Genomic DNA, 19,814 nt, shown 5'->3' with positions numbered 1-19,814 from the left:
TGCCGTCCTTATGTGCGGCATACCGCGTCCGCAGTACTCCGTCCTACTGCGGTTCCCCGCAGGTCAGTCGGCCCGCGGCCGGACCAGTCCCGATTCGTACGCGATGACCACCAATTGCGCCCGGTCGCGCGCCCCGAGCTTGGCCATGGCCCGGTTGACGTGGGTCTTCACGGTGAGCGGGCTGACCTCCAGCCGGGTGGCGATGCCGTCGTTGGAGAGTCCGCCGGCGACCTGTACGAGGACCTCGCGTTCGCGCCCGGTCAGCGCGGCGAGCCGTTCGGCGTGCGCGGAGCCGGCGGCGGGGGCGTCGGCGCGGGTGCCCTGGGCGAGGAAGCTGGCGATGAGCCCTTTGGTGGCGGCCGGGGAGAGCAGCGCCTCGCCGGCGTGGGCCACGCGGATGGCGTTGAGGAGTTCGTCGGGTTCGGCGCCCTTGCCGAGGAAGCCGGAGGCTCCGGCGCGCAGGGCCGCGGCCACGTACTCGTCGACCTCGAAGGTGGTCAGCATGACGACGCGGACGTCCGACAGCCCCGGGTCGGCGCTGATCATGCGGGTGGCGGCGAGTCCGTCGGTGCCGGGCATCCGGATGTCCATCAGGACGACGTCGGCCCGCCGTTCGCGGGCGAGGGCGTACGCCTGGGCCCCGTCCGAGGCCTCGCCGACGACCTCCATGTCGGGCTCGGAGTCGACGAGCACCTTGAACGCGCTGCGCAGCAGCGCCTGGTCGTCGGCGAGCAGGACTCGGATGCGGGCCGGGCCGGCGCCGTCGGGATCGGTCATACCGTCAGGGTAGGCGGCGCCCCGGATCAGCCGAGGGCGAGGACCAACAGGACGGCGGTCGCGGCGACCTCGCAGACGGCGCCGAAGACGTCCCCGGTGACCCCGCCGAAGCGGCGGACGCAGCGGCGGAGCAGGAGTTCGGCGGTGAGCAGGGCGGCGAGGACGGCGGCCGCGTGCTGCGCGGCGGCGAGCGGGCCCGCCGGGAGGGCGGCCAGGGCGGCGAGGGCGACGACGGCGGCGGCCACGCAGGCGGCCGCCCGGTGCGGGACCACGCCGGCCACCGCCGCGCCGAGGCCGCCGGGCCGGGCGGCGGGAACCCCCTCGCGGGAGGCCAGGGTCATCGCGAGGCGGGCGGCGGCGGCGGCGATTACGGCGGCCAGGGCGCCCCGGATCCAGCTGTCGGCGTACGCGTTGGCCAGGGCGGCCACCTGGACCAGGAAGACGACGAGGAGGGAGATGACCCCGAAGGGGCCGATGTCGGACTGCTTCATGATCCGCAGGGCGTCCTCGGCGGGCTTGGCGCTGCCCAGCCCGTCGGCCGTGTCGGCCAGGCCGTCCAGGTGGAGTCCGCGGGTCAGCGCCGCCGGTACGGCGACGGCGACGGCCGCGGCGAGGAGCGGGCCGCCGCCGAGGAGGAGCAGGAGCGTCCCGGGCAGGGCGGCGAGCAGCCCGACGGCGAGGCCGGCGAGCGGGGCGCAGGCCATCCCGGTGCGGGCCGCGGGCCGGTCCCAGCGGGTGATGCGCGCGGGCAGGACGGTCAGCGTGCCGAAGGCGAAGCGGATCCCGTCGGGCAGGGAGGCGCGTTCCCCGGGCGGCCGCGGCAGTGGATCATCGGTGGAGTCTGTCATCGGCGCGAACGCTACCCGTTTACGGTGAGCGGTAAATTGCTCAATACGTGTCATATCGGGAGCAGGTGTCGTGGGTCACTGGTGGGAACGCAACATCATCGAGCCGGGCAAGCTCCCACTGCTGCTCGCCCTGCTCTCCTTCGTGCTGTCGTTCCTGGTCACACGGGTGATCACCAGGCTGATCCGGGCCGGCCGGGGGCCCTTCAAGAACATCACCCCGGGCGGGCTGCACGTCCACCACGTGGTGCCGGGCGTGGTCCTCGTCATCATCGGCGGTTTCGGCGCGGTCGGCAGCGGCGGACACAGCTTCGGCGCCGGCCTGTCGGCGGTCCTCTTCGGACTCGGGGCGGGCCTGGTGCTGGACGAGTTCGCGCTGATCCTGCACCTGGACGACGTCTACTGGAGCGAACAGGGCCGCAAGAGCGTGGAGATCGTGGTCCTCACGGCCGCCGTGGTGGCGCTGGTCCTGGGCGGCTTCCTGCCCTTCGGGGTCAACGAGCTGTCCCCGGACGAACGGCACAGCCGCGGGCTCGTCGTCATGAACACCGCCACCAACTTCTTCCTCGCCCTGATCGCCCTGTGGAAGGGGAAGCCGCGCACCGCGATATTCGGGCTGGTGATCCCCTTCGTGGCACTGATCGGGGCGGTGCGGCTGGCCCGGCCCGGATCCCCGTACGCCAAGCGCTTCTACGCCAGGCGCCCGCGCGCACGGGCCAGGGCGGGCCTGCGGGCCTTCCACCACGACCGGCGCTGGGCGCGGCCCCGCCGCAAGTTCGAGAACTTCATCAGCGGACTCTCCGACCCGGAGAAGCACCCCGCCGCCGAGCGGCGCGAATAGACCGCGGACATCCGAAGGGCCCGCCCCCGTGCGGTACGGGGGCGGGCCCTTCGCGGTGCCGGTGCGCCCGGGCGCCTCAGCCCGGGATGAGGCCGTCGTCGCTGAGCATGTCCCGCACCTCGTCGAGCGTGGCGTCGGGCGCGGGCAGGATCAGCTCGGACGGCTCCAGCGCGTCGTCCGGCAGCGGACTGCCGAGGCGCCGCACGGCGTCGAGCAGCGCGCCCAGCGTGCGCCGGAAGCCCTCCCCGTCGCCGGACTCCATCTCTTCGAGGAGCTCGTCGTCCAGCTTGTTCAGCTCGGCGAAGTGGCTGTCGGCCAGCTCGACCTGGCCCTCCCCCATGATGCGGACAATCATGACGGGCCCCTGTCCTACTGCTTGTCGAACCGGTGCTGGGTCTGGTGCGGCTGCGCGGTGCCCGGGGCACCGCCCTCGATCGCCTGCTGCTGGGCGGACGGGCCGCCGGCCAGCTCGGCCTTCATCCGCTGGAGCTCCAGCTCGACGTCGGTACCGCCGGAGAGGCGGTCCAGCTCGGCCTGGATGTCGTCCTTGGAGCCGAGACCGCTCTGGTCGTCCAGGGCACCGGAGGCGAGCAGCTCGTCGATCGCGCCGGCGCGGGCCTGGAGCTGGGCGGTCTTGTCCTCGGCCCGCTGGATGGCGAGGCCGACGTCGCTCATCTCCTCCGAGATGCCGGAGAAGGACTCCGCGATGCGGGTCTGCGCCTGGGCGGCCGTGTAGGTGGCCTTGATGGTCTCCTTCTTCGTACGGAAGGCGTCCACCTTGGCCTGGAGGCGCTGCGCGGCCAGCGTCAGCTTCTCCTCCTCGCCCTGGAGGGTCTGGTGCTGCACCTCCAGGTCGCTGACCTGCTGCTGGAGGGAGGAACGGCGGGACAGGGCCTCACGGGCCAGGTCCTCACGGCCCAGGGCGAGCGCCTTGCGGCCCTGGTCCTCCAGCTTCGCGGACTGGCTCTGCAGCTGGTTCAGCTGCAGCTCCAGGCGCTTGCGGGAGGTCGCCACGTCGGCGACGCCGCGGCGCACCTTCTGGAGCAGTTCCAGCTGCTTCTGGTACGAGTAGTCGAGGGTCTCGCGCGGGTCCTCGGCCCGGTCCAGGGCCTTGTTCGCCTTCGCGCGGAAGATCATCCCCATACGCTTCATGACACCGCTCATGGGCTTCGCGCGCCCCCTTCTAGACGGACTGTGCTCCAGGTCACCGGCAGGACCCACACTACGGGCCCTGCCTCTATTACCGCACTGTTCGAGTACGGATGCGCTCCTCCTCCAGGACGAGTACCCCGCCGCCGTATCAGGCGTAAGGAGTAGGTGATCCCCCGTGCCGGAGAGAGGCCCGCACTCGGTAGACGCCCGCCGTTGCCGGATCGTTCCCCGCCGGGGTGGGGCCCGTGGCCCCGACCACGTACGCTTGGGTTTTGTGTTTGGTAGCCGCTCCTCCAAGGAAGAGAAGGCCTCCGCCACCGACAAGGTGAGCGCCGGCCCCTCGCAGCCCCGTGACCCGCAGGCCCCGAAGGGCCGCCCGACGCCGAAGCGTGCTGTGGCCCAGTCGCAGCGCAAGGCCGTGGTGGCCTCGACCGGCAACCGCAAGGAGGACGCCAAGCGAGCCCGCGAGCGTCGCCGCGAAGAGATGGCCAGGCAGCGCGAAGCGCTGGCCAACGGCGACGAGCGTTACCTGCCCGCCCGCGACAAGGGGCCGGTCCGCCGGTTCGTCCGCGACTTCGTGGACTCCCGCTTCTCGATCGCCGAGATGTTCCTGCCGCTGGCCGTGGTCATCCTCGTCCTGAGCATGATCCGGGTCCCCTCGATCCAGAACATCGCGCTGATGCTGTGGCTCGGCGTGATCGTCCTGATCATCCTCGACTCCATCGGCCTGTGGTTCCGGCTGCGCAAGGCGCTGAACGAGCGCTTCGCGAACGAGCCGCGCCGCGGCGCCGTCGCCTACGGCCTCATGCGCACCCTCCAGATGCGTCGCCTGCGCCTGCCCAAGCCGCAGGTCAAGCGCGGAGAGCGGCCCTGACCGGAGCGACGCCCGGAGCATCGGGGGCATCGTCGGGGGAGGGCTTCTCGGGGGGAGCCCGGCTGTGGCTTGAGGGACTGGGCGGGCTGCGCAACGCCGTCCGCCAGGAACTCGTGGGCCGGCAGGTCGAGGAACAGATCACGCACCGCTTCCCGGTCGGGCAGCGGCTGCGGGTCCTCGACGTCGGCATGGGCCAGGGCACCCAGGCACTGCGCCTGGCACGGGCGGGACACCGCGTCACCGGCCTGGAACAGGACGCCGCCATGCTGGCGGTCGCGCACGCGGCACTGGCCGCCGAACCGGCCGGGATCCGCGACCGGGTCGAGCTGGTGGAGGGCGACGGCCGCGAGACCGGCGCGCACTTCGAGCCGGGCAGCTTCGACGTGGTGCTGTGCCACGGCGTGCTGATGTACGTGTCGGAAGCCGACGCGATGCTCGCCGGACTGGCCCGCATGCTCGCCCCCGGCGGGCTGCTGTCCCTGCTGGTCCGCAACGGCGACGCGCTCGCGCTGCGGCCGGGGCTGGCGGGCGACTGGGCGGGGGCGCTGGGCGCCTTCGACACCGTCGACTACACGAACCGGCTGGGCCTGGACGTACGGGCCGACCGGCTGGCCGACCTGACGGCGACGCTCTCCGGCATCGGCGCGCCGCTGCACACCTGGTACGGGGTCCGCGTCTTCACCGACGGCACCGAGGCCGCGGCGGAGCTGCCGCCGGACGAGGAACTGGAGCGGCTGCTGGCCGCCGAGGAGCGGGCCGGCCGCACCGATCCCTACCGGGGGGTGGCGGCGCTCCTGCACCTGTGCGGGGTGCGCGGGTAGCGGGGCTGGGCTGGGCTGGGCTTTACGGAACCCCGGGGGTACTCCCCCGGGGTTCCGGCGTTTCCCGAGCGGGGCTCGACCCGGTGCTGGGTGCGGGTGGTGTGCCGCTGCGCGGGGCGAGGTCCCCTACCCGCCCTTCGCCCGTTCCCCGGGGGCTCCGCCCCCGGACCCCCGCGCCTCAAACGCCGGCGGGGCTATTCATAGCCCCGCCGACGTTTGAGGCGACGGGCGCGCAGCGCCCGTACCGGGGTCAGGGGCGGAGCCCCTGGGAACGGTGGAAGGGCGGGTAGGGGACCGGCGCCGCAGGCAACCCGCACCGGCACCCGCCCCGCGCAGCGGCAACGCACCCGCACCCGCCCACCGGCACCGGCACCGGCACCGGCCACCCAACCCCCGCCCGGCCAGGCCTCAGGCCTCAGTGGCCGCCCTCAGGCTCATCGGGTAGATCTGGGCGCCGTCCTCGAAGAGGGTCACCTTCTCCGCCCCGCCGTCCAGCAGCTCCTTCCAGACCTCCCCGATCCAGGACTCCGCGTCCCCCTGCGTGGTGAACTCCTCCGGCTCCACCGCCGGTGCCACCTCACTGCCGTCGGCCGCCTCGAACCGCCACGTCCACGCCATGTCCGCCTCCGTTGCTCGTCCGCGATCTCCGCGATCTCACGCTTCTCGCCATGAGTGTGCCCGCAGATCGACCTCCGTTCCTCCCTGAGGGAGGAGATTCCCGCCACGATCGTCACCGCGCCCGCACGCGACAGGCGCCGGCCGGGCGCGCACCACCACCGGCGACGCGGGAGGATCTCTGTGTGGAACTCACTCTGCTCGGCACCGGTACCCCCGAAGGACTGCCCCGCCCCGGCTGTCCCTGCGCCGCCTGCGCGGTCTCCGTGGGCGGCCGGTCCCGCGGCGCGACCTCCGTCCTCGTCGACGGGGCGCTGCTGCTCGACCTGACCCCCGGGGCGGTGCTGGCCGGGGCCCGGGCGGGGCATTCGCTGGCCGGCGTACGGCAGGTGCTCCTCACGCACCCGCACGACGGGCCCCCCGTCGAGCTGCCGCCCGGACTGCCGGCCGCCGGGCGGGTACCGGACGGGCGGGAGCTGTCGGTGATCAGCGGGCACCGGGTGCGGGCCGTGCCCATGGACGCCCCCGGAACCGGGTACGAGGTCACCGGCCCCGACGGCGCCCGGCTGCTGTACCTCCCGCCGGGCGGCGCCCCCGCCGGCACCGGCAACGGGGACCCGCAGCGCCCGTACGACCTGGTCCTCGCGGACGTGCTCGGCCGCCCGGAGGCGCTGGCCCGGCTCCGCGCGAGCGGCGCCGTCGGCCCGGACACCGACGTCATCGCCGTGCACCTGGACCACGACACCCCGCCCGGCCCGGAGCTCGACCGCCGCTGCGCCGCCGCCGGGGCGCGGGCCGTGCCGGACGGCACCACCGTGGCGGCCGGCGAGTACCGCGCGGTACCGGACGTACCGCGCCGCACCCTCGTGCTGGGCGGGGCCCGCTCCGGGAAGTCCTTCGAGGCCGAGCGGCGCCTGGCCGCGTTCCCCGAGGTGGTCTACGTGGCCACCGGCGGCACCCGCGACGGCGACGCGGAATGGGCCCACCGGGTCGGCCTGCACCGGGAGCGGCGCCCGGCCACCTGGCGGACGGTGGAGACCTGCGAACTGGTGCCGCTGCTGGAGCGGACCGGTCCGCCGCTGCTGATCGACTGCCTCGCGCTGTGGCTCACCGACGCCATGGACCGGGCCGGCGCGTGGGACGACGCCGTGTGGGCCTCCGAGGGCCGCAAGGTGCTGCGCGCACGGGTCGACGAACTGGTCGCGGCCGTCCGCGCCAGCCGCCGCCCGGTGGTGCTGGTGAGCAACGAGGTCGGGGCCGGCGTGGTGCCCGCGACCGCGTCCGGACGGCGGTTCCGCGACGAGCTCGGCCGCCTCAACAACGCGGTCGCGGGCGAGTGCGAGCACGTACTCCTGGTCGTCGCGGGGCAGGCTCTCGTCCTCAAGGAACAACCGAGGTGAAGCGGAGCCGGTACACCCCCTGAGGGAGGGCCCGGGCGGCTGTAATCTCTGGCAGATGACCACGCTGAATCTCGACGACTTCTCCGATCTGATCGAACGCCCCGACGGGGGCGTCCGACGTGACGCCGAGGAGCGTCGTGAGCGGCTGGCCGTGCCGCCCGGCGCCCTGGGCCGGCTCGACGAGCTCGCCGAATGGCTGGCCGCCGCGCAGGGACAGGTCCCGGTCAAGCCGATCGAGCGGCCGCGCGTCGTCCTGTTCGCCGCCGACCACGGCATCGCCGCCCAGGGCGTCTCCGCCCGGCCCGCGGGCAGCGCCCACGAGCTGGTGCGCGCCGTCCTCGACGGGACCAGCCCGGTCTCCGTGCTGGCCGCCCGGTTCGGCGCGGGCGTGCGCGTCGTGGACGCGGGCCTGGACTGCGACCCGGAGCTGCTGCCCGAGGACGTGGTGCGGCACCGCGTACGGCGCGGCAGCGGCCGGATCGACGTCGAGGACGCGCTGACGGCCGAGGAGGCCGAGGACGCGCTGCGGCTCGGCATCCAGATCGCCGACGAGGAGGCCGACTCCGGTACGGACCTCGTCGTCCTCGGCGACCTGAGCGTCGGCGGCACCACCGTGGCGGCCACGCTCGTGGCCGCGCTCTGCGGGACGGACGCCTCCGTGGTCACCGGCCGCGGCGGACTGCCGATCGACGACCTGGCCTGGATGCGCAAGTGCGCCGCCATCCGCGACTCGCTGCGCCGGGCCCGCCCGGTGCTCGGCGACCAGACGGCGCTACTGGCCGCGGTCGGCGGCGCCGACGTCGCCGCGATCACCGGCTTCCTGCTCCAGTCCGCGGTACGGCGTACGCCGGTCATCCTCGACGGGGTCGTTTCGGCGGCCTGCGGGCTGGTGGCCCAGCGGGCCGCCTTCCGCGCCCCCGACTGGTGGCTGGCCGGGCAGTCCAGCGGGGAGCCGGGCCAGGCGAAGGCACTGGACCGGATGGCACTCAACCCGGTGCTCGACCACGGCGTCACAGTAGGGGAAGGCACCGGCGCCCTGCTGGCACTCCCCCTGGTCCAGGCGGCCGCCGCACTCGCGGCGGAACTTCCGGAGAGAGCTGCTGCGCAGCAGCCGACGGACTGAGACACCGGGCACTACGGGCCTGACCAGTCCGCAGTGCTCGCACTGCGCTGCGGACCGGTGACGCCCCATATCATCGCTTTTCATGGGAGAGGTCCGCTTGACCAGCGTAGAAACCGACCGGAGCCTCGATCAGGCTTCCGGCAAGGGTTCCAACAACAAGAAGGAGCAGGGAGGGGAAGCGGCCGCGAAGCCGGAGAGCCGCAGGGGCACTCCCAGGTCGCGGCGCGGTGCCGCCTTCGCGGTCTGGTACCTGCGGATCGTCACCTTCGTCAACTTCCTCAGCGCCGTGTGGCTGTCGCTCGGGCAGGACCTGCGCCGGCACAACACCGCCGACTTCTACACCCCGTACCTGCTGACGGCCGGCTTCGCCTCCGGCCTGTTCTCGCTGCTGCTCGCGGTCACGATGGGCCGCCGCAAGCGGGCCGCCTGGATCCTGAACCTGGTGGTCAGCGGCATGCTGCTGCTGGCCTTCGCGGTCGCCGCCTTCGCGCCCTGCACCAGCGGCGAACTCAGCATGTGCTACCCCGAGTTCCGCCAGCACGCCCAGAACTGGGTCTCGCTCGCCCTGACCGCGGCCTTCGTCGGCGCCCTGCTCCTGGGCCGCCACGAGTTCTACGCCAAGGGCGACCGCTCCAACCCGAAGCTCGCCACCGCCGTGGCCGCCGTCGGCCTGCTGCTCACCTCGCTGATCGCCGCCCTGATCGTCGGCGCCACCAACACCGACGCCGACCGCGCGGACGCCACCTTCCTGGCGCGCTGGCGGTACGGCGTGATGCGGCTGATCACGCTCGCGCCCGACGACAAGGCGTACCGGGCCATCACCACGCCCGCCTGGGTCGACGTGGCCATCAACGTGATGTCGATGCTGCTGCTGCTCGCCGTGCTGTTCGCGGCGTTCCGCTCCCGGCGCGCCGTCGACCCGATCACCCCCGAGGACGAGGAGCGGCTGCGGGCGCTCCTCGCCAAGCAGGGCGACCGCGACTCGCTCGGCTACTTCGCGCTGCGCCGCGAGAAGTCCGTCATCTGGTCCCCCACCGGCAAGGCCGCCGTCACCTACCGCGTCGTCGGCGGCGTCTCCCTGGCTTCCGGCGACCCCATCGGCGACCCCGAGGCCTGGCCCGGCGCCATCGAACCGTGGCTCGCCGAGGCCCGCGAGCACGGCTGGGTCCCTGCCGTGATGGGCGCCAGCGAGGAAGCCGGGCAGATCTACGCCCGGCACGGCCTGGACGCCCTGGAACTGGGCGACGAGGCCATCGTCGAGACCGACGAGTTCACCCTGGAGGGCCGCGCCATGCGCACCGTCCGCCAGGCCTACAACCGCGTCAAGCGGGCCGGCTACACCGTCCGCATCCGCCGCCACGCCGACATCCCCGCCGACGAGATGGCCGTACTGCTCGAACGCGCCGACGACTGGCGCGACGGCGCGACCGAGCGCGGCTTCTCCATGGCGCTGGGCCGTCTGGGCGACCCGGACGACGGCCAGTGCGTGATGCTGGAGTGCACCGACGGCAACGGCGACCTGCGCGCCGTCCTGTCCTTCGTGCCCTGGGGCCCCAAGGGCCTGTCCCTGGACCTGATGCGCCGCGACCGGGACTCCGAGAACGGCCTCATGGAGTTCATGGTCATCGAGCTGCTCGAACGCTCGAAGGAGATCGGCGTCACACAGGTCTCGCTCAACTTCGCGATGTTCCGTTCCGTCTTCGAGCGGGGGTCCAAGCTCGGCGCGGGTCCGGTGCTGCGCATGTGGCGCTCGCTGCTGAGCTTCTTCTCCCGCTGGTGGCAGATCGAGTCCCTCTACCGGGCCAACGCCAAATACCGCCCGATCTGGGAACCGCGGTTCATGCTCTTCGAGAAGAGTTCGGACCTGCTGCGGATCGGTATCGCGGCGGGTCGGGCCGAGGGCTTCCTGGAGGCTCCCGGTCTGCCCAAGTGGCTGCACCGCAAACACCTGGAGACGATTCGTTGACGTCGTGGAAGACGGAGGTCCGGCAGTTCGCCCGCCGTGAGTGGGGCCCTCTGCTGCTGACCGTGCGGGACGCGCTCGTCCGCGACAAGTGGCGGGCCGCCCCGATGACCCTCGGGGCGGTCGCCCTGACCTCCGTCTTCCAGATCGTCCAGAACACCCCCTGGGGCTTCCAGCCCGTACAGGACCTGGGGTCCGTGAAAGCCGCCGACCCGCTGTGGCTGGCGCTGCTGCGGACCCCGCTCTCCCTCTTCGTCCCCGCCCTCGACCTGCCCGTGTGGGGGGCTCTCGCGCAGATCCTGCTGGTCTTCGGCATCGCCGAGATCTGCATCGGCTGGTGGCGCACCCTGCTCATCGGATACGTCGCCACCATCGCCGGGACCACGTACGCCCGCGTCGGACTCTCCCTCGGCCCCGACCACCCCTTCGGGCTGCCGGTGTCCGACCGGATCGTCAACGACACCGGGCCGTCGGCGGCGGTCGTCGGCCTCGCCATCTACGTCTGCTGGCGCTACCGGGCGTACCTCACCGGGGCCCTGGTGATCCTCGTGATGATCGGCGAGGTGCTGATCAAGAACAACCTCGCCGGCAAGGAACACCTCGCGGCCATCGCCGCCGTCATGGTGGTGTGCGTGGTCCGCGCCAAGTGGGGCCCGGCCCGCTCGCGGGCCCCGCTCGGCCCCCGCCCGCCCGCACCCCCCTCCTCGCCCACGCCCCCGGGATCCGCGCGGCTCTAGCGGGAGCCCGTACCGTGTCCGGGTGACGACAGACCTCGGGCCCTTCGCCGCCACCCGGCAGTGGATGCGTACGCATCCGCTCGCCACCGACGCCGTACTCGCGTTCGGGGCACTCGTCGCCATGGTCGTCGGCTCCTTCGCCGACCCGCACGGGCCCCACGGCCCCACCTTCGGCACCCGCACCCCCGAGCCCTTCTCCCTGCTGCTGATGCTGCTCGGCGCGGCCGCCCTCGTACTGCGGCGCCGCAGACCCCGTACCGTGCTCGCCGTCACCTGCGGGCTGTCCCTGCTGGAACTGACCACCGGGGAACCGAGGGCACCCGTCGCCATGAGCGCCGTCATCTCCCTGTACACGGTGGCCGCGCTCACCGACCGGCCCACCACCTGGCGGATCGGACTGCTCACGATGGCCGGCCTCACCGGGGTCGCGATGCTCGCCGGACCGCTGCCCTGGTACGCGCAGGAGAACATCGGCATCTTCGCCTGGACCGGGATGGCCGCCGCCGCCGGCGACGCGGTCCGCAGCCGGCGCGCCTTCGTCGACGCCATACGGGAACGCGCGGAGCGGGCCGAGCGCACGAGGGAGGAGGAGGCCAGGCGGCGCGTCGCCGAGGAACGGCTGCGGATCGCCCGGGACCTGCACGACGTGGTGGCCCACCACATCGCCCTGGTCAACGTCCAGGCGGGAGTGGCCGCGCACGTCATGGACAAACGGCCCGACCAGGCGAAGGAAGCCCTCGCCCACGTACGGGACGCCAGCCGCTCGGCACTGAACGAGCTGCGCGCCACGGTGGGGCTCCTGCGCCAGTCCGGCGACCCGGAAGCCCCGACGGAACCCGCGCCAGGACTCGCCCTGCTGGACGAACTCCTCGACACCTTCCGCCACGCCGGCCTGCCGGTGGCGGCCACCGTCCAGCTGGGCACGGGCACGGAACCACTGCCGGCGGCCGTGGACCTGGCGGCGTACCGGGTCATCCAGGAAGCACTGACCAACGTACGCAAACACGCGGGCCCGGGTGCGCGGGCCGAGGTCAGCGTGGTCCGGGTCGGCCCCTCGGTGGAGGTGACCGTACTGGACGACGGCGGAGACTCGGCGGACTCCTCCCCGGGCCAGAGCGACCCGGGCGGCGGCCACGGCCTCCTCGGCATGCGCGAACGCACGGGCGCCCTGGGCGGCTCCTGCTTCGCGGGACCCCGGTACGGGGGCGGGTACCGGGTACACGCGATCCTGCCGGTGTGAGGGGGGTACGGGGCTTGCGGCTCGGGCGCGCTATCTCCCCCGCGAGGGGGTGGGGGCCGGTCGGTAGTTGCCCACCCGCCTCGCCGTCTGCGGGCCGGTGGCCGGGTGGGCGGTGCTCCCTGGGGCGGTCTCGGAGCAGGTTGGGGGCTTCCCGTCAGTCCCATCGTCCTTCCGCGTCGGGCCGGCCTGTCAAGGGCGCTCCCTTCGGTCGCGTCGCTACGCGATGTCGCTTCGCTCCACCCTTGACAGACCGACCCGCCACGGAAAGCCGAAAGACTGCCGGGAAACCCCCGAAGAAACGGCACGGTCCAGAGGACAAGGGACGGGTGTCGCAGCGATGAGGCGAGGGGCCGGGCGCCGGCCCGCCGGGCATCCAGGCCCTCAGATGTCCTGATTCCGGGCCGGGTGCGCGGCTACCCGCACCAAAAGGCGACCCGAGCGACCTCCGGAGCCCCAGGCGCGTCAGATCGCTACGCGCTCCTCGGATCTCGGCGTCCGGCGACCGTCTTGGGCTGATACCTGCACCAGAGGACGAACCGAGCAGCCCAGGCTGCCGCCGGGCGCGTCAGATCGCTACGCGCTCCTCGGATCTCGGCGTCCGACGGTCGTCCTGGGCTGATGCCTGCACCAAATGGCAAATGGAGCAGTGTGTGGTCGACTCAGCGGATGACGGGACCGTTTCCGGCTCGCCAGTCGTTCAGGCGTTTGCGGATGCTGGGGACCATCGGGAGTTCGTCGGTCTCGTGGGGTGCGAACCAAGCGACTTCAAAAGACTCGTCCGACGTGCGGAGAACGCCGCCGGTGGGTCGGGCCAGGAGGCAGATGGAGAACTCCTGACGGACCTCGCCGTCGTCGTAGGCGAAGACGTGGCCAGGGTTGGTGTAGGTGCCTACGATGCCGGTGATCTGGACGGTGATGCCGGTTTCTTCGTGGGTTTCCCGTACCGCGCAGTCGCCGATGGACTCGCCGAGGTCCATCTTGCCGCCGGGAAGGGCCCACATTCCGTTGTCGGTGCGGCGCTGGAGCAGCACCCGGCCCTCGTCATCCACCACGACCGCGGAAGCCGCGGGCACGAGGCTGTTCGCCGGCGGGGCGCTGGGGTCGTCTTCGTAGTCACGCCTGGGCATTGTTCTCCCTGATGTCGGTACCACGGCTCCACAGCTCCTCGACATGTGCCGAGAACCGGTCGAACATGCCGTCCGCCTGACGACGTCGCAGGTGCATCATCGGCGAATCGTGCCCGACCTGACGGGCCAGGATGGGAGTCACGATCATCTCGTCGTCGAACCTGAACACCGAGAGGTTGACGTGGCCCGTCTCGAACCGTCCTCCAATTGGCCTGCTCCAGCCACAAGAAGTAGTCGGTATAGCCAGCGAACACCAGGTCATGCTGCGCCTTCGTCACCAGTGAGCGCCACAGGCTTGAAGGAGCCGCAGACCGGTACGGAAAAACCTGAACTATCTCCTTGTCGGGGCCGCTGGTCAGAGCCGATCGAACGGCGTTGGGCCACAAGGCCGTTTCCTCCTCTCCTAGTGCCTCACAGGCTGCCCATCGATGGCGGGCATGAGGAACGCGGTGCGGCTCTGTGATCCACCGTCCGACCGTCTTCGCGTCCACCCCGCAGGCTTCTGCGAGTTGTTTTCCGTCACCTTGGCATTCGCCATCGCGCGGCGGAGTGCGTGATTCAAAGGTCTCTCCACAGGCCGTCCGGGACGGAGGAGACGCTAGCGGCGAAGCGTCCCAAACGTCCCGCAAACGGAGTGGGAACGCCCACACGTGGGATCCACGATCGGTTCGACGCCACCTGAACTGGAGGACCGATGAAGATTCTCAACGCCGACGACGACAGGGATGTCCCGTGGCCGCAGCCTCTGGCGCCGGCTGAGCCCAGCGCGGAACTCCTCGACCGGGCCCGTGTCGGCTGGGAGCGGTTCCTCAGCAGCCTTGAGGCGGCGTCCGATGAGTGACTGCTACGAGTACGTCCCCCACCGCCTCCTCCGCCGTCGTGTCCGTGACATCGCCTCGGGCGCCGAAGGCGTGTTGATGGCTGTGATCAATGAGAACGTCTCCGACACCGGCATCGAGCGCTGGATGGAGCTCGCCTACATCCGGGGCGCCTCCGGCCGAGAATTCACCACCGCCGCCACCAACGTCGAACCCGCCCCGGACCAGCCCAAGACGGCCGCCGGCCGCCGAGATCAGAGAAGCGCATAGCGATCTGACGCGCCCGTCGGCTCCCCTCGCTGCCCTGGTCGTCCTTTCGTGCAGGTATCAGCCATAGACGGTCGCCGGACGCCGAGAAATGAGGAGCGCGTAGCGATCTGGCGCGCCTGGGCGCTCCGCACGGCGCTCTGATCAACCTCTCGTGCAGGTAGGCGCGCACTCGGCCCCGAATCGGGACGCTGAGGGGCCCGGATGCCCGGCGGGCCGACGCCCGGCCCCTCGCCTCATCGCTGACGGGCCCGTCCCTTGCCCTTTGTCCGGTGACCGTTTCTTTGGGGGTTTCCCGGCAGTCTTTCGGCTTTCCGTGGCGGGTCGGTCTGTCAAGGGTGGAGCGAAGCGACATCGCGTAGCGACGCGACCGAAGGGAGCGCCCTTGACAGGCCGGCCCGACACGGAAGGACGATGGGACTGACGGGAAACCCCCAACCTGCTCCGAGACCGCCCGAGGGGATCCCGCCCACCCGCCCCACCGCCCCGCAGATGAGGGGGCGGGTGGGCAGCCACCGCCCGGCCCCAGGGGGTCGAGGGGGAGATAGCGGGCCCGAACCGTGAGGCCCGTCAGCACCCCCTGCGCCACGCGTCCAGGTCCAGCTTCTTTTGCAGGGAGCTGAGTTGCAGGCGCTTGGACTGCTTGCAGAAGCGGGTCGTCGGCAGTTTGTATTCGGCGTGGAAGACCGCTTTGCCCGCCTTGATGAAGGGGGTCAGGGTGTCGCACTCGTCGTACTCGGCGCACTGTTCGTTGACCGCGAAGTCGTAGTCGCCGACCAGCTGCGGGATCTGGTCGAGGTCGTTCTTGAGGCCGACGGCCATGCCCCGGTCGTGGGCGAGGCGGGCGATGAGGCGGTTGTACGCCAGCTGGTGTTCGGCGGTCAGCGGGAAGCCCGAGTCGTTGCGGTAGGCGTCCATGTTGTCGGGTTCGACCGCGTCGAAGCCCTTGTCGCGGCACATGTCGAAGCGTTTCGCCATCAGTGGTTCCAGTTCACCGGCTCGGCGGACGTCGAGCCAGCGTTCGCCGTCCCAGCCGTTGCCCTTCCCGAGGAGCGCGTCCGGGAAGTCGCCCGCGTCCGGGCGGAAGTCCTCCCAGGCTCCGGTGGAGACGTAGCAGATGGTCCGGCGGCCGTCCTGCCGGAGTTTCGCGACCTCCTCCTTCGTCGTGGTGAAGCCGTCGACGTCGTACACCGGCACGTCCACCGACGTGTCCAGCTTGCCGGTGAGCTGCCACTGCCAGGGCGTGCCGGGCCGGGGTTGCCAGCGTTCCCCCGGCTTCTGCTCGGGCCAGGTGGGGGCGGGGCCGACGGCCTCGTCGTCGTCGGGTTCGGCGGTGCAGGCGGCCGTGAGCAGCAGCAGGCCGGCCACCAACAGCGGGGCGAAACGCTTCATCACGCCGACTCCAGGGCGTACGGGAGGGTGCCCCACGGGTGGGCCCCGGTGCCGGGGACCGCGCAGTGCACTCCCGCGTGGCGCTGGGCGGCGAGTTCGGCGGCGGGGGCGTCCGGCGGGACGGCGTAGACGAGGTGGCAGAACCGTCGGGCGGGGTGGTCGGCGGTCCACGGGGGCGGGGTGGCGGCCTGGTCGCGATAGGCGTCCCAGGGGCCTTCGAAGGTGACGAGGAGGTCGGCGAGCCGGAGGTATCCGGGGTGGGGGTGGACTCCGTGGTTGAGGACGAGCGTACGGGCGCCCGCGGCCCTCGCGGCGACGGCGAGCCGGCCGTAGTGCGGGAGGAGTTCCGGGTCGGCGGCGGCCTGGTCGAGGAAGGCACCGTCGGCCCCGTACCAGTCGCGGTGGCGCAGCAGGTCCTGGACGACGGCCGCGTGGGGGCGCCGTCCGTAGTCGGTGTCGGTGTAGCCGAGGACGGGTACGCCGGCGTCGCGGAGCCGGGCGGCGACGGCGGCGAACCGTTCGTCGGGGGCGCGGCCGGGTCCGCTGTCGGGGTTGAGCACCACCGAGTGCAGTTGTCCGGCGGAGCGGATGAGCCGCTCCCACTCCTCGGGCCGGTCGGCGGGGTGCTCGTAGAGCGGCACCAGCAGCATGGGGTTCCTTCGTCTTCCTTGTCTTCTTGGGTCAGCGGTGTGCCGTGGCCCGGCCGAGGAGCAGGCAGACCAGGACGGCGAGGGCGGCCGCCGCGGTGCCGGCCACCGCTAGCTGGACCAGGCGGGGTTGTCCGATGCCCGCGAGCAGGGCGAGGCTCTGGGCGAAGGCGGCGGCGGAGCAGACCACGGCGGCGGGGCGGACGGCGCCGAAGGACTGTAGGAGCAGCCCGGTCCACATGACGGCGCCGAGCAGCATCAGGGTGGCGACGCGGAGCCCGGTGAGGCCGGGGGCGTGCGGCCAGAGCAGGGTTCCGGTGACGCCGAGGACGAGCAGTACCGCCAGGTACGCGGTGAGGCAGCGGGTCAGGGTGCCGAGCATGCGGCGCCAGAACGCGCGGGGTGAGCGGGCCGCCCTGAGTCCGGCGAGGCTGCCGCTGCGGAAGCGGTGGAGGAGCCATTCGGCGGGGCCCATGCTGAGGGTGAGGGCCACGGCGGAGGGTGCGGCGACGGCTTCGGCGGGGCCGCCGCTGAGGACCTCGCCCAGGGCGGCGTAGAGGACGAGCAGGCCGGTGCCGAGGCCGAACACCCCGTAGGGCGCCGAGTCCCCGATGCGGGGTCCGCGCCGGGTGTGCTCCTCCTCGGCGCCGCGCAGCATCCGCCAGCGGACGGGGCCTCCTTCGCCCGGGCGGCGTTCGGCCCAGCGGTGGATCCGGCGCACCCCGGCCCGTACTCCGGCGGCGACCGGCAGTTCCCGCAGGGCGAGGGTGCAGGCGGCCAGGAGGGAGACGAGCAGCAGGGTGACGCGTACGGGTACGGGCGGGTCGGTGAACAGTGCGAGGACGGCCCCGGCGGCCATGGGGGCGAGTGCGGCGAGCAGCAGCCGTTCGCGGCCCAGTACCAGCAGGACGGTGGCGGCGCCGACGTAGACGGCCTGGCCTGCGGCGAAGGCGTACGAGAACGGCGGGCCGCCGGGGACGGCGAAGGCGGCGGCGGTGCCGAGGAGGGCTCCGGCGGGGGCGCCGACGAGGAGGGTGCGTCCGGCGGCGGCCCGGTCGCCGAGGCCGAGCCAGGAGTAGGCGCGGTGGGACAGGCTCTGGTCCCAGACCCAGCCGATGAGGGCTCCGGCGAGGAGGGTGAGGGTGCCGGCGGGGAGTCCGAGGCGGTCGGGCGGGCCTTCGAGGAGGGGTGCGCCGAGGACGTAGGCGAGGCCGGGCAGGGCGAAGATCAGGCCGCGGAGCAGGCAGGCGGTGAGGGAGACCTTCCAGGGGTCGGGGAGCCGGTCGGGTTCGGGGAAGGTGCGGGGGACGCGGGCGTAGAGGTCTTCGGCGAGGGCGAAGGAGTCCTGGCGTCCGTAGGTGAGGCGGATGTGTTCGTCGGTCATCCCGTCGGATTCGAGGATGGCGGCGATCTCGTCGGGGTGGACGGCCGCGCCGGCGAACTCGCCGAGGCGGTCGGCGAGTTCGTCCATGGGGTCGGCGGCGGGCGCCCCGGGTTCGCCGGGGCGGGGCCGGGGCAGGTCGGGCAGGGTGTCGGTGCGTCCGGCGGCGGCCGGGCGTCCGGCGGGGGCCGGGCGGCGGCCGAGGTGGACCCAGGTGCCGTCCGGGCCGGGGGGCTTGAGCCAGAGTGATCCGCTCACCACATGCTCCCGTCGGCCGCGAGTTCCTTGTTCCAGGGGTCGTTGGACCAGGGGTCGGCGAGCCTCTGGGTCCAGTCGGCGCCGGTGCGGGCGGGCAGCGGCGGCCGGCCGGTCCGGGTCAGGTCGGCGAGTTCGCGGTAGATGTGCCGGAAGCCGTCCACGGACTGGTGGAGGGTGAACTTCTCGACGACGCGCTTGCGGGACATCCGGCCGAGTTCGGCGCGGCGTTCGTCGTCGCGGAGGAGGGCGAGGGTGGCGCGGGCCATGGTCTCGGGTTCGCGGGGCGGGACGACGAGGCCGGTGTCGCCGACGGCTTCGCGGACGCCCCCGACGTCGGTGGAGACGGTGGTGCGGCCGCAGGACATGGCTTCGATGATGCTGAAGGGGAAGCCCTCGCTGATGCTGGAGAGCATGACGACGGAGCCCGCGGCGTAGGCCTCGGCGACCTGGTCGATGCGGCCCTCGTAGGTGATGCCGTCGGTGACGCCGAGTTCGGCGGCGAGTTTCTCCAGGCGGAGTTTGTAGTCCTCGCAGCCGGCGGGGACGGGGCCGAAGAGGCGCAGGCGCAGGGCGGGGAGTTCCTCGCGCATGTACGCGTAGGCGCGGATCAGGGTTTCGAGGTCCTTGATCGGGTCGATGCGGCCGCACCAGCTGAGGGTGGGGACGTCCGGTTCGGGTCCGGCTTCGGGGAAGGCGTGCGGGTCGACGCCGTTGTAGACGGTGCGGATGCGTTCGGAGTCGGCGCCTCCGCGTTCTTCCCAGCGGCGGTTGTACTGGTTGCAGGGGGTGATCAGGTCGGCCTGCCGGTAGCCCTCGGAGTTGAGCTCGCGGTAGAAGCCCAGCATCAGGGCCTTGACGGGCCAGCGCTGGGCGGCGGTGCGGTAGCCGAGGTAGCGCTCGCGGAGGTAGATGCCGTGCTCGGTGAGGAGGAAGGGCACTCCGTCGAGGCGTTTGGCGGCGAGGGCGGGGAGGGTGGCGAGGCCGCTGCTGACGGCGTGGGCGACGCTGTCGGGCGGGATCCGCACCGCGAGCGGGCGCAGGGCGTGCTCCAGCAGGTCGGTGGCGGTGAGCGCGTCGTGGATGGTGGGGTCGGCGGCGGCGGTGACCAGGCCGGGGCGGGACCATACGTCCATCAGGAGGCGCAGGACCGATTCGGAGCGCAGGGCGGGGGCGAGGCGGCCGGCGCGGGCGAGGCGGGCGAGTTCGCCGAGGGCTTCGGAGAAGCCGCCCTGTTCGGGGTCGATGAGGGAGAGCAGGAAGGTTTCGTACGTTTCGGTGAAGCGGCGGCGGGCCTTGCCGCGCAGGGCCGAGCGGCGGGTGCGGACCGGCGGCGGGCCCCAGAGCGGGACGGCGGTGTGCCGGTAGACGTTGCGCGGCAGCTCCCAGGTGACCGGCTCGCGTCCGGAGCCGGTGAGGGCTATGACGTTGAAGTCGACCTCCGGCATGCCGCGTACCAGCTGGTCGCACCAGGTGCTGACGCCGCCGTGGACGTGCGGGTAGGTGCCTTCGGTGAGCATGGTGACATGACGCCCATGG

The 19,814-nt window shown here is 72.5% G+C and carries 21 protein-coding genes; 10 read left to right on the top strand and 11 right to left on the bottom strand.

Annotated features, from left to right (window positions below):
• Positions 1–63: 63 nt before the first annotated feature.
• Positions 64–777: a response regulator gene (locus tag OG553_RS24330; RefSeq protein ID WP_405981018.1), complete on the bottom strand. Its 714-nt coding sequence runs from the start codon at positions 775–777 to the stop codon at positions 64–66.
• Between the two features lie 26 nt (positions 778–803).
• The gene (gene cobS, locus OG553_RS24325) at positions 804–1,625 is read right to left on the bottom strand and encodes an adenosylcobinamide-GDP ribazoletransferase (protein ID WP_405981017.1); all 822 of its coding nucleotides are present in this window, start codon (positions 1,623–1,625) and stop codon (positions 804–806) included.
• A 70-nt stretch (positions 1,626–1,695) separates the two neighbouring features.
• Between cobS and OG553_RS24320 the strand changes: the two genes are divergently transcribed.
• Positions 1,696–2,463, top strand: a complete 768-nt coding sequence (locus tag OG553_RS24320) for a hypothetical protein (protein WP_405981016.1) — start codon at positions 1,696–1,698, stop codon at positions 2,461–2,463.
• 76 nt (positions 2,464–2,539) lie between these two features.
• Here OG553_RS24320 and OG553_RS24315 read toward each other — a convergent pair whose 3' ends face one another.
• Together OG553_RS24315 and OG553_RS24310 are read right to left on the bottom strand one after the other, a co-directional pair.
• Positions 2,540–2,818: a hypothetical protein gene (locus OG553_RS24315; RefSeq protein WP_405981015.1), complete on the bottom strand. Its 279-nt coding sequence runs from the start codon at positions 2,816–2,818 to the stop codon at positions 2,540–2,542.
• A gap of 14 nt (positions 2,819–2,832) precedes the next feature.
• Positions 2,833–3,627, bottom strand: a complete 795-nt coding sequence (locus OG553_RS24310) for a PspA/IM30 family protein (protein ID WP_362468707.1) — start codon at positions 3,625–3,627, stop codon at positions 2,833–2,835.
• Between the two features lie 262 nt (positions 3,628–3,889).
• On the opposite strand from OG553_RS24310, the gene OG553_RS24305 reads away from it, so the two are divergent.
• Positions 3,890–4,489 (top strand): DUF3043 domain-containing protein, encoded by a 600-nt coding sequence (locus tag OG553_RS24305; RefSeq protein ID WP_405981014.1) that lies wholly within the window; start codon positions 3,890–3,892, stop codon positions 4,487–4,489.
• Positions 4,490–4,602: 113 nt separating this feature from the next.
• Positions 4,603–5,310 (top strand): class I SAM-dependent methyltransferase, encoded by a 708-nt coding sequence (locus OG553_RS24300; protein WP_405981013.1) that lies wholly within the window; start codon positions 4,603–4,605, stop codon positions 5,308–5,310.
• Positions 5,311–5,718: 408 nt separating this feature from the next.
• Here the strand turns inward: OG553_RS24300 and OG553_RS24295 are convergent, their stop codons facing one another.
• Positions 5,719–5,928: a hypothetical protein gene (locus tag OG553_RS24295; protein WP_405981012.1), complete on the bottom strand. Its 210-nt coding sequence runs from the start codon at positions 5,926–5,928 to the stop codon at positions 5,719–5,721.
• Positions 5,929–6,110: 182 nt separating this feature from the next.
• Between OG553_RS24295 and OG553_RS24290 the strand changes: the two genes are divergently transcribed.
• The 5 genes from OG553_RS24290 (at position 6,111) to OG553_RS24270 (ending at position 12,388) form a co-directional block, all read left to right on the top strand.
• Positions 6,111–7,325, top strand: a complete 1,215-nt coding sequence (locus OG553_RS24290; protein ID WP_405981011.1) for a bifunctional adenosylcobinamide kinase/adenosylcobinamide-phosphate guanylyltransferase — start codon at positions 6,111–6,113, stop codon at positions 7,323–7,325.
• A gap of 55 nt (positions 7,326–7,380) precedes the next feature.
• Positions 7,381–8,448, top strand: a complete 1,068-nt coding sequence (gene cobT / locus OG553_RS24285; RefSeq protein ID WP_405981010.1) for a nicotinate-nucleotide--dimethylbenzimidazole phosphoribosyltransferase — start codon at positions 7,381–7,383, stop codon at positions 8,446–8,448.
• Positions 8,449–8,530: 82 nt separating this feature from the next.
• Positions 8,531–10,414 carry a phosphatidylglycerol lysyltransferase domain-containing protein gene (locus OG553_RS24280; protein WP_405981009.1) on the top strand — a complete coding sequence of 628 codons (1,884 nt, stop codon included), beginning with the start codon at positions 8,531–8,533 and terminating at the stop codon, positions 10,412–10,414.
• Positions 10,411–11,148, top strand: coding sequence for a hypothetical protein (locus tag OG553_RS24275; protein WP_405981008.1), 738 nt, complete (start codon positions 10,411–10,413; stop codon positions 11,146–11,148). The genes OG553_RS24280 and OG553_RS24275 overlap by 4 nt, the downstream gene beginning before the upstream one ends.
• Before the next feature lie 22 nt (positions 11,149–11,170).
• Entirely contained in the window at positions 11,171–12,388 is a 1,218-nt protein-coding gene (locus OG553_RS24270; RefSeq protein ID WP_405981007.1) for a sensor histidine kinase, read from the top strand.
• A gap of 659 nt (positions 12,389–13,047) precedes the next feature.
• On the opposite strand, the gene OG553_RS24265 is transcribed toward OG553_RS24270, so the two are convergent.
• Together OG553_RS24265 and OG553_RS24260 are read right to left on the bottom strand one after the other, a co-directional pair.
• Complete coding sequence (locus tag OG553_RS24265) at positions 13,048–13,515, bottom strand: NUDIX hydrolase (RefSeq protein ID WP_405981006.1); 468 nt, start codon at positions 13,513–13,515, stop codon at positions 13,048–13,050.
• Positions 13,502–13,684 carry a hypothetical protein gene (locus tag OG553_RS24260; RefSeq protein WP_405981005.1) on the bottom strand — a complete coding sequence of 61 codons (183 nt, stop codon included), beginning with the start codon at positions 13,682–13,684 and terminating at the stop codon, positions 13,502–13,504. Before OG553_RS24260 ends, OG553_RS24265 begins: the two co-directional genes overlap by 14 nt.
• Before the next feature lie 525 nt (positions 13,685–14,209).
• Here OG553_RS24260 and OG553_RS24255 point away from each other — a divergent pair.
• Positions 14,210–14,356, top strand: a complete 147-nt coding sequence (locus OG553_RS24255; protein ID WP_405981004.1) for a hypothetical protein — start codon at positions 14,210–14,212, stop codon at positions 14,354–14,356.
• Complete coding sequence (locus OG553_RS24250; RefSeq protein ID WP_405981003.1) at positions 14,349–14,603, top strand: hypothetical protein; 255 nt, start codon at positions 14,349–14,351, stop codon at positions 14,601–14,603. The genes OG553_RS24255 and OG553_RS24250 overlap by 8 nt, the downstream gene beginning before the upstream one ends.
• Before the next feature lie 567 nt (positions 14,604–15,170).
• Here the strand turns inward: OG553_RS24250 and OG553_RS24245 are convergent.
• From OG553_RS24245 to pelF, 4 genes are read right to left on the bottom strand one after another with little or no spacing between them, the layout of a single operon-like run.
• Positions 15,171–15,992, bottom strand: a complete 822-nt coding sequence (locus OG553_RS24245; RefSeq protein WP_405981002.1) for an endo alpha-1,4 polygalactosaminidase — start codon at positions 15,990–15,992, stop codon at positions 15,171–15,173.
• A complete protein-coding gene (locus tag OG553_RS24240; RefSeq protein ID WP_405981001.1) occupies positions 15,992–16,642 on the bottom strand; it encodes a spherulation-specific family 4 protein in 651 nt (216 codons plus the stop codon). Before OG553_RS24240 ends, OG553_RS24245 begins: the two co-directional genes overlap by 1 nt.
• Positions 16,643–16,673: 31 nt before the next feature.
• Entirely contained in the window at positions 16,674–18,278 is a 1,605-nt protein-coding gene (locus OG553_RS24235) for a hypothetical protein (RefSeq protein WP_405981000.1), read from the bottom strand.
• Positions 18,275–19,795 (bottom strand): GT4 family glycosyltransferase PelF, encoded by a 1,521-nt coding sequence (gene pelF / locus OG553_RS24230; RefSeq protein WP_405980999.1) that lies wholly within the window; start codon positions 19,793–19,795, stop codon positions 18,275–18,277. Before pelF ends, OG553_RS24235 begins: the two co-directional genes overlap by 4 nt.
• Positions 19,796–19,814 lie beyond the last annotated feature (19 nt).

This window comes from Streptomyces sp. NBC_00158 (assembly GCF_045160885.1).
GTDB lineage: Bacteria > Actinomycetota > Actinomycetes > Streptomycetales > Streptomycetaceae > Streptomyces.
This window is presented reverse-complemented; position numbering and strand designations above follow the sequence as displayed.

Bases quoted from the DNA above. Each gene is read 5' to 3' on its own strand.
- OG553_RS24250 (WP_405981003.1), top strand. From the start codon at position 14,349: ATGAGTGACTGCTACGAGTACGTCCCCCACCGCCTCCTCCGCCGTCGT.
- OG553_RS24310 (WP_362468707.1), bottom strand. From the start codon at position 3,627: ATGAGCGGTGTCATGAAGCGTATGGGGATGATCTTCCGCGCGAAGGCG.
- OG553_RS24315 (WP_405981015.1), bottom strand. From the start codon at position 2,818: ATGATTGTCCGCATCATGGGGGAGGGCCAGGTCGAGCTGGCCGACAGC.
- OG553_RS24245 (WP_405981002.1), bottom strand. From the start codon at position 15,992: ATGAAGCGTTTCGCCCCGCTGTTGGTGGCCGGCCTGCTGCTGCTCACG.
- OG553_RS24265 (WP_405981006.1), bottom strand. From the start codon at position 13,515: ATGCCCAGGCGTGACTACGAAGACGACCCCAGCGCCCCGCCGGCGAAC.
- OG553_RS24280 (WP_405981009.1), top strand. From the start codon at position 8,531: ATGGGAGAGGTCCGCTTGACCAGCGTAGAAACCGACCGGAGCCTCGAT.
- OG553_RS24295 (WP_405981012.1), bottom strand. From the start codon at position 5,928: ATGGCGTGGACGTGGCGGTTCGAGGCGGCCGACGGCAGTGAGGTGGCA.
- OG553_RS24330 (WP_405981018.1), bottom strand. From the start codon at position 777: ATGACCGATCCCGACGGCGCCGGCCCGGCCCGCATCCGAGTCCTGCTC.
- cobS (WP_405981017.1), bottom strand. From the start codon at position 1,625: ATGACAGACTCCACCGATGATCCACTGCCGCGGCCGCCCGGGGAACGC.
- pelF (WP_405980999.1), bottom strand. From the start codon at position 19,795: ATGCTCACCGAAGGCACCTACCCGCACGTCCACGGCGGCGTCAGCACC.
- cobT (WP_405981010.1), top strand. From the start codon at position 7,381: ATGACCACGCTGAATCTCGACGACTTCTCCGATCTGATCGAACGCCCC.
- OG553_RS24255 (WP_405981004.1), top strand. From the start codon at position 14,210: ATGAAGATTCTCAACGCCGACGACGACAGGGATGTCCCGTGGCCGCAG.
- OG553_RS24240 (WP_405981001.1), bottom strand. From the start codon at position 16,642: ATGCTGCTGGTGCCGCTCTACGAGCACCCCGCCGACCGGCCCGAGGAG.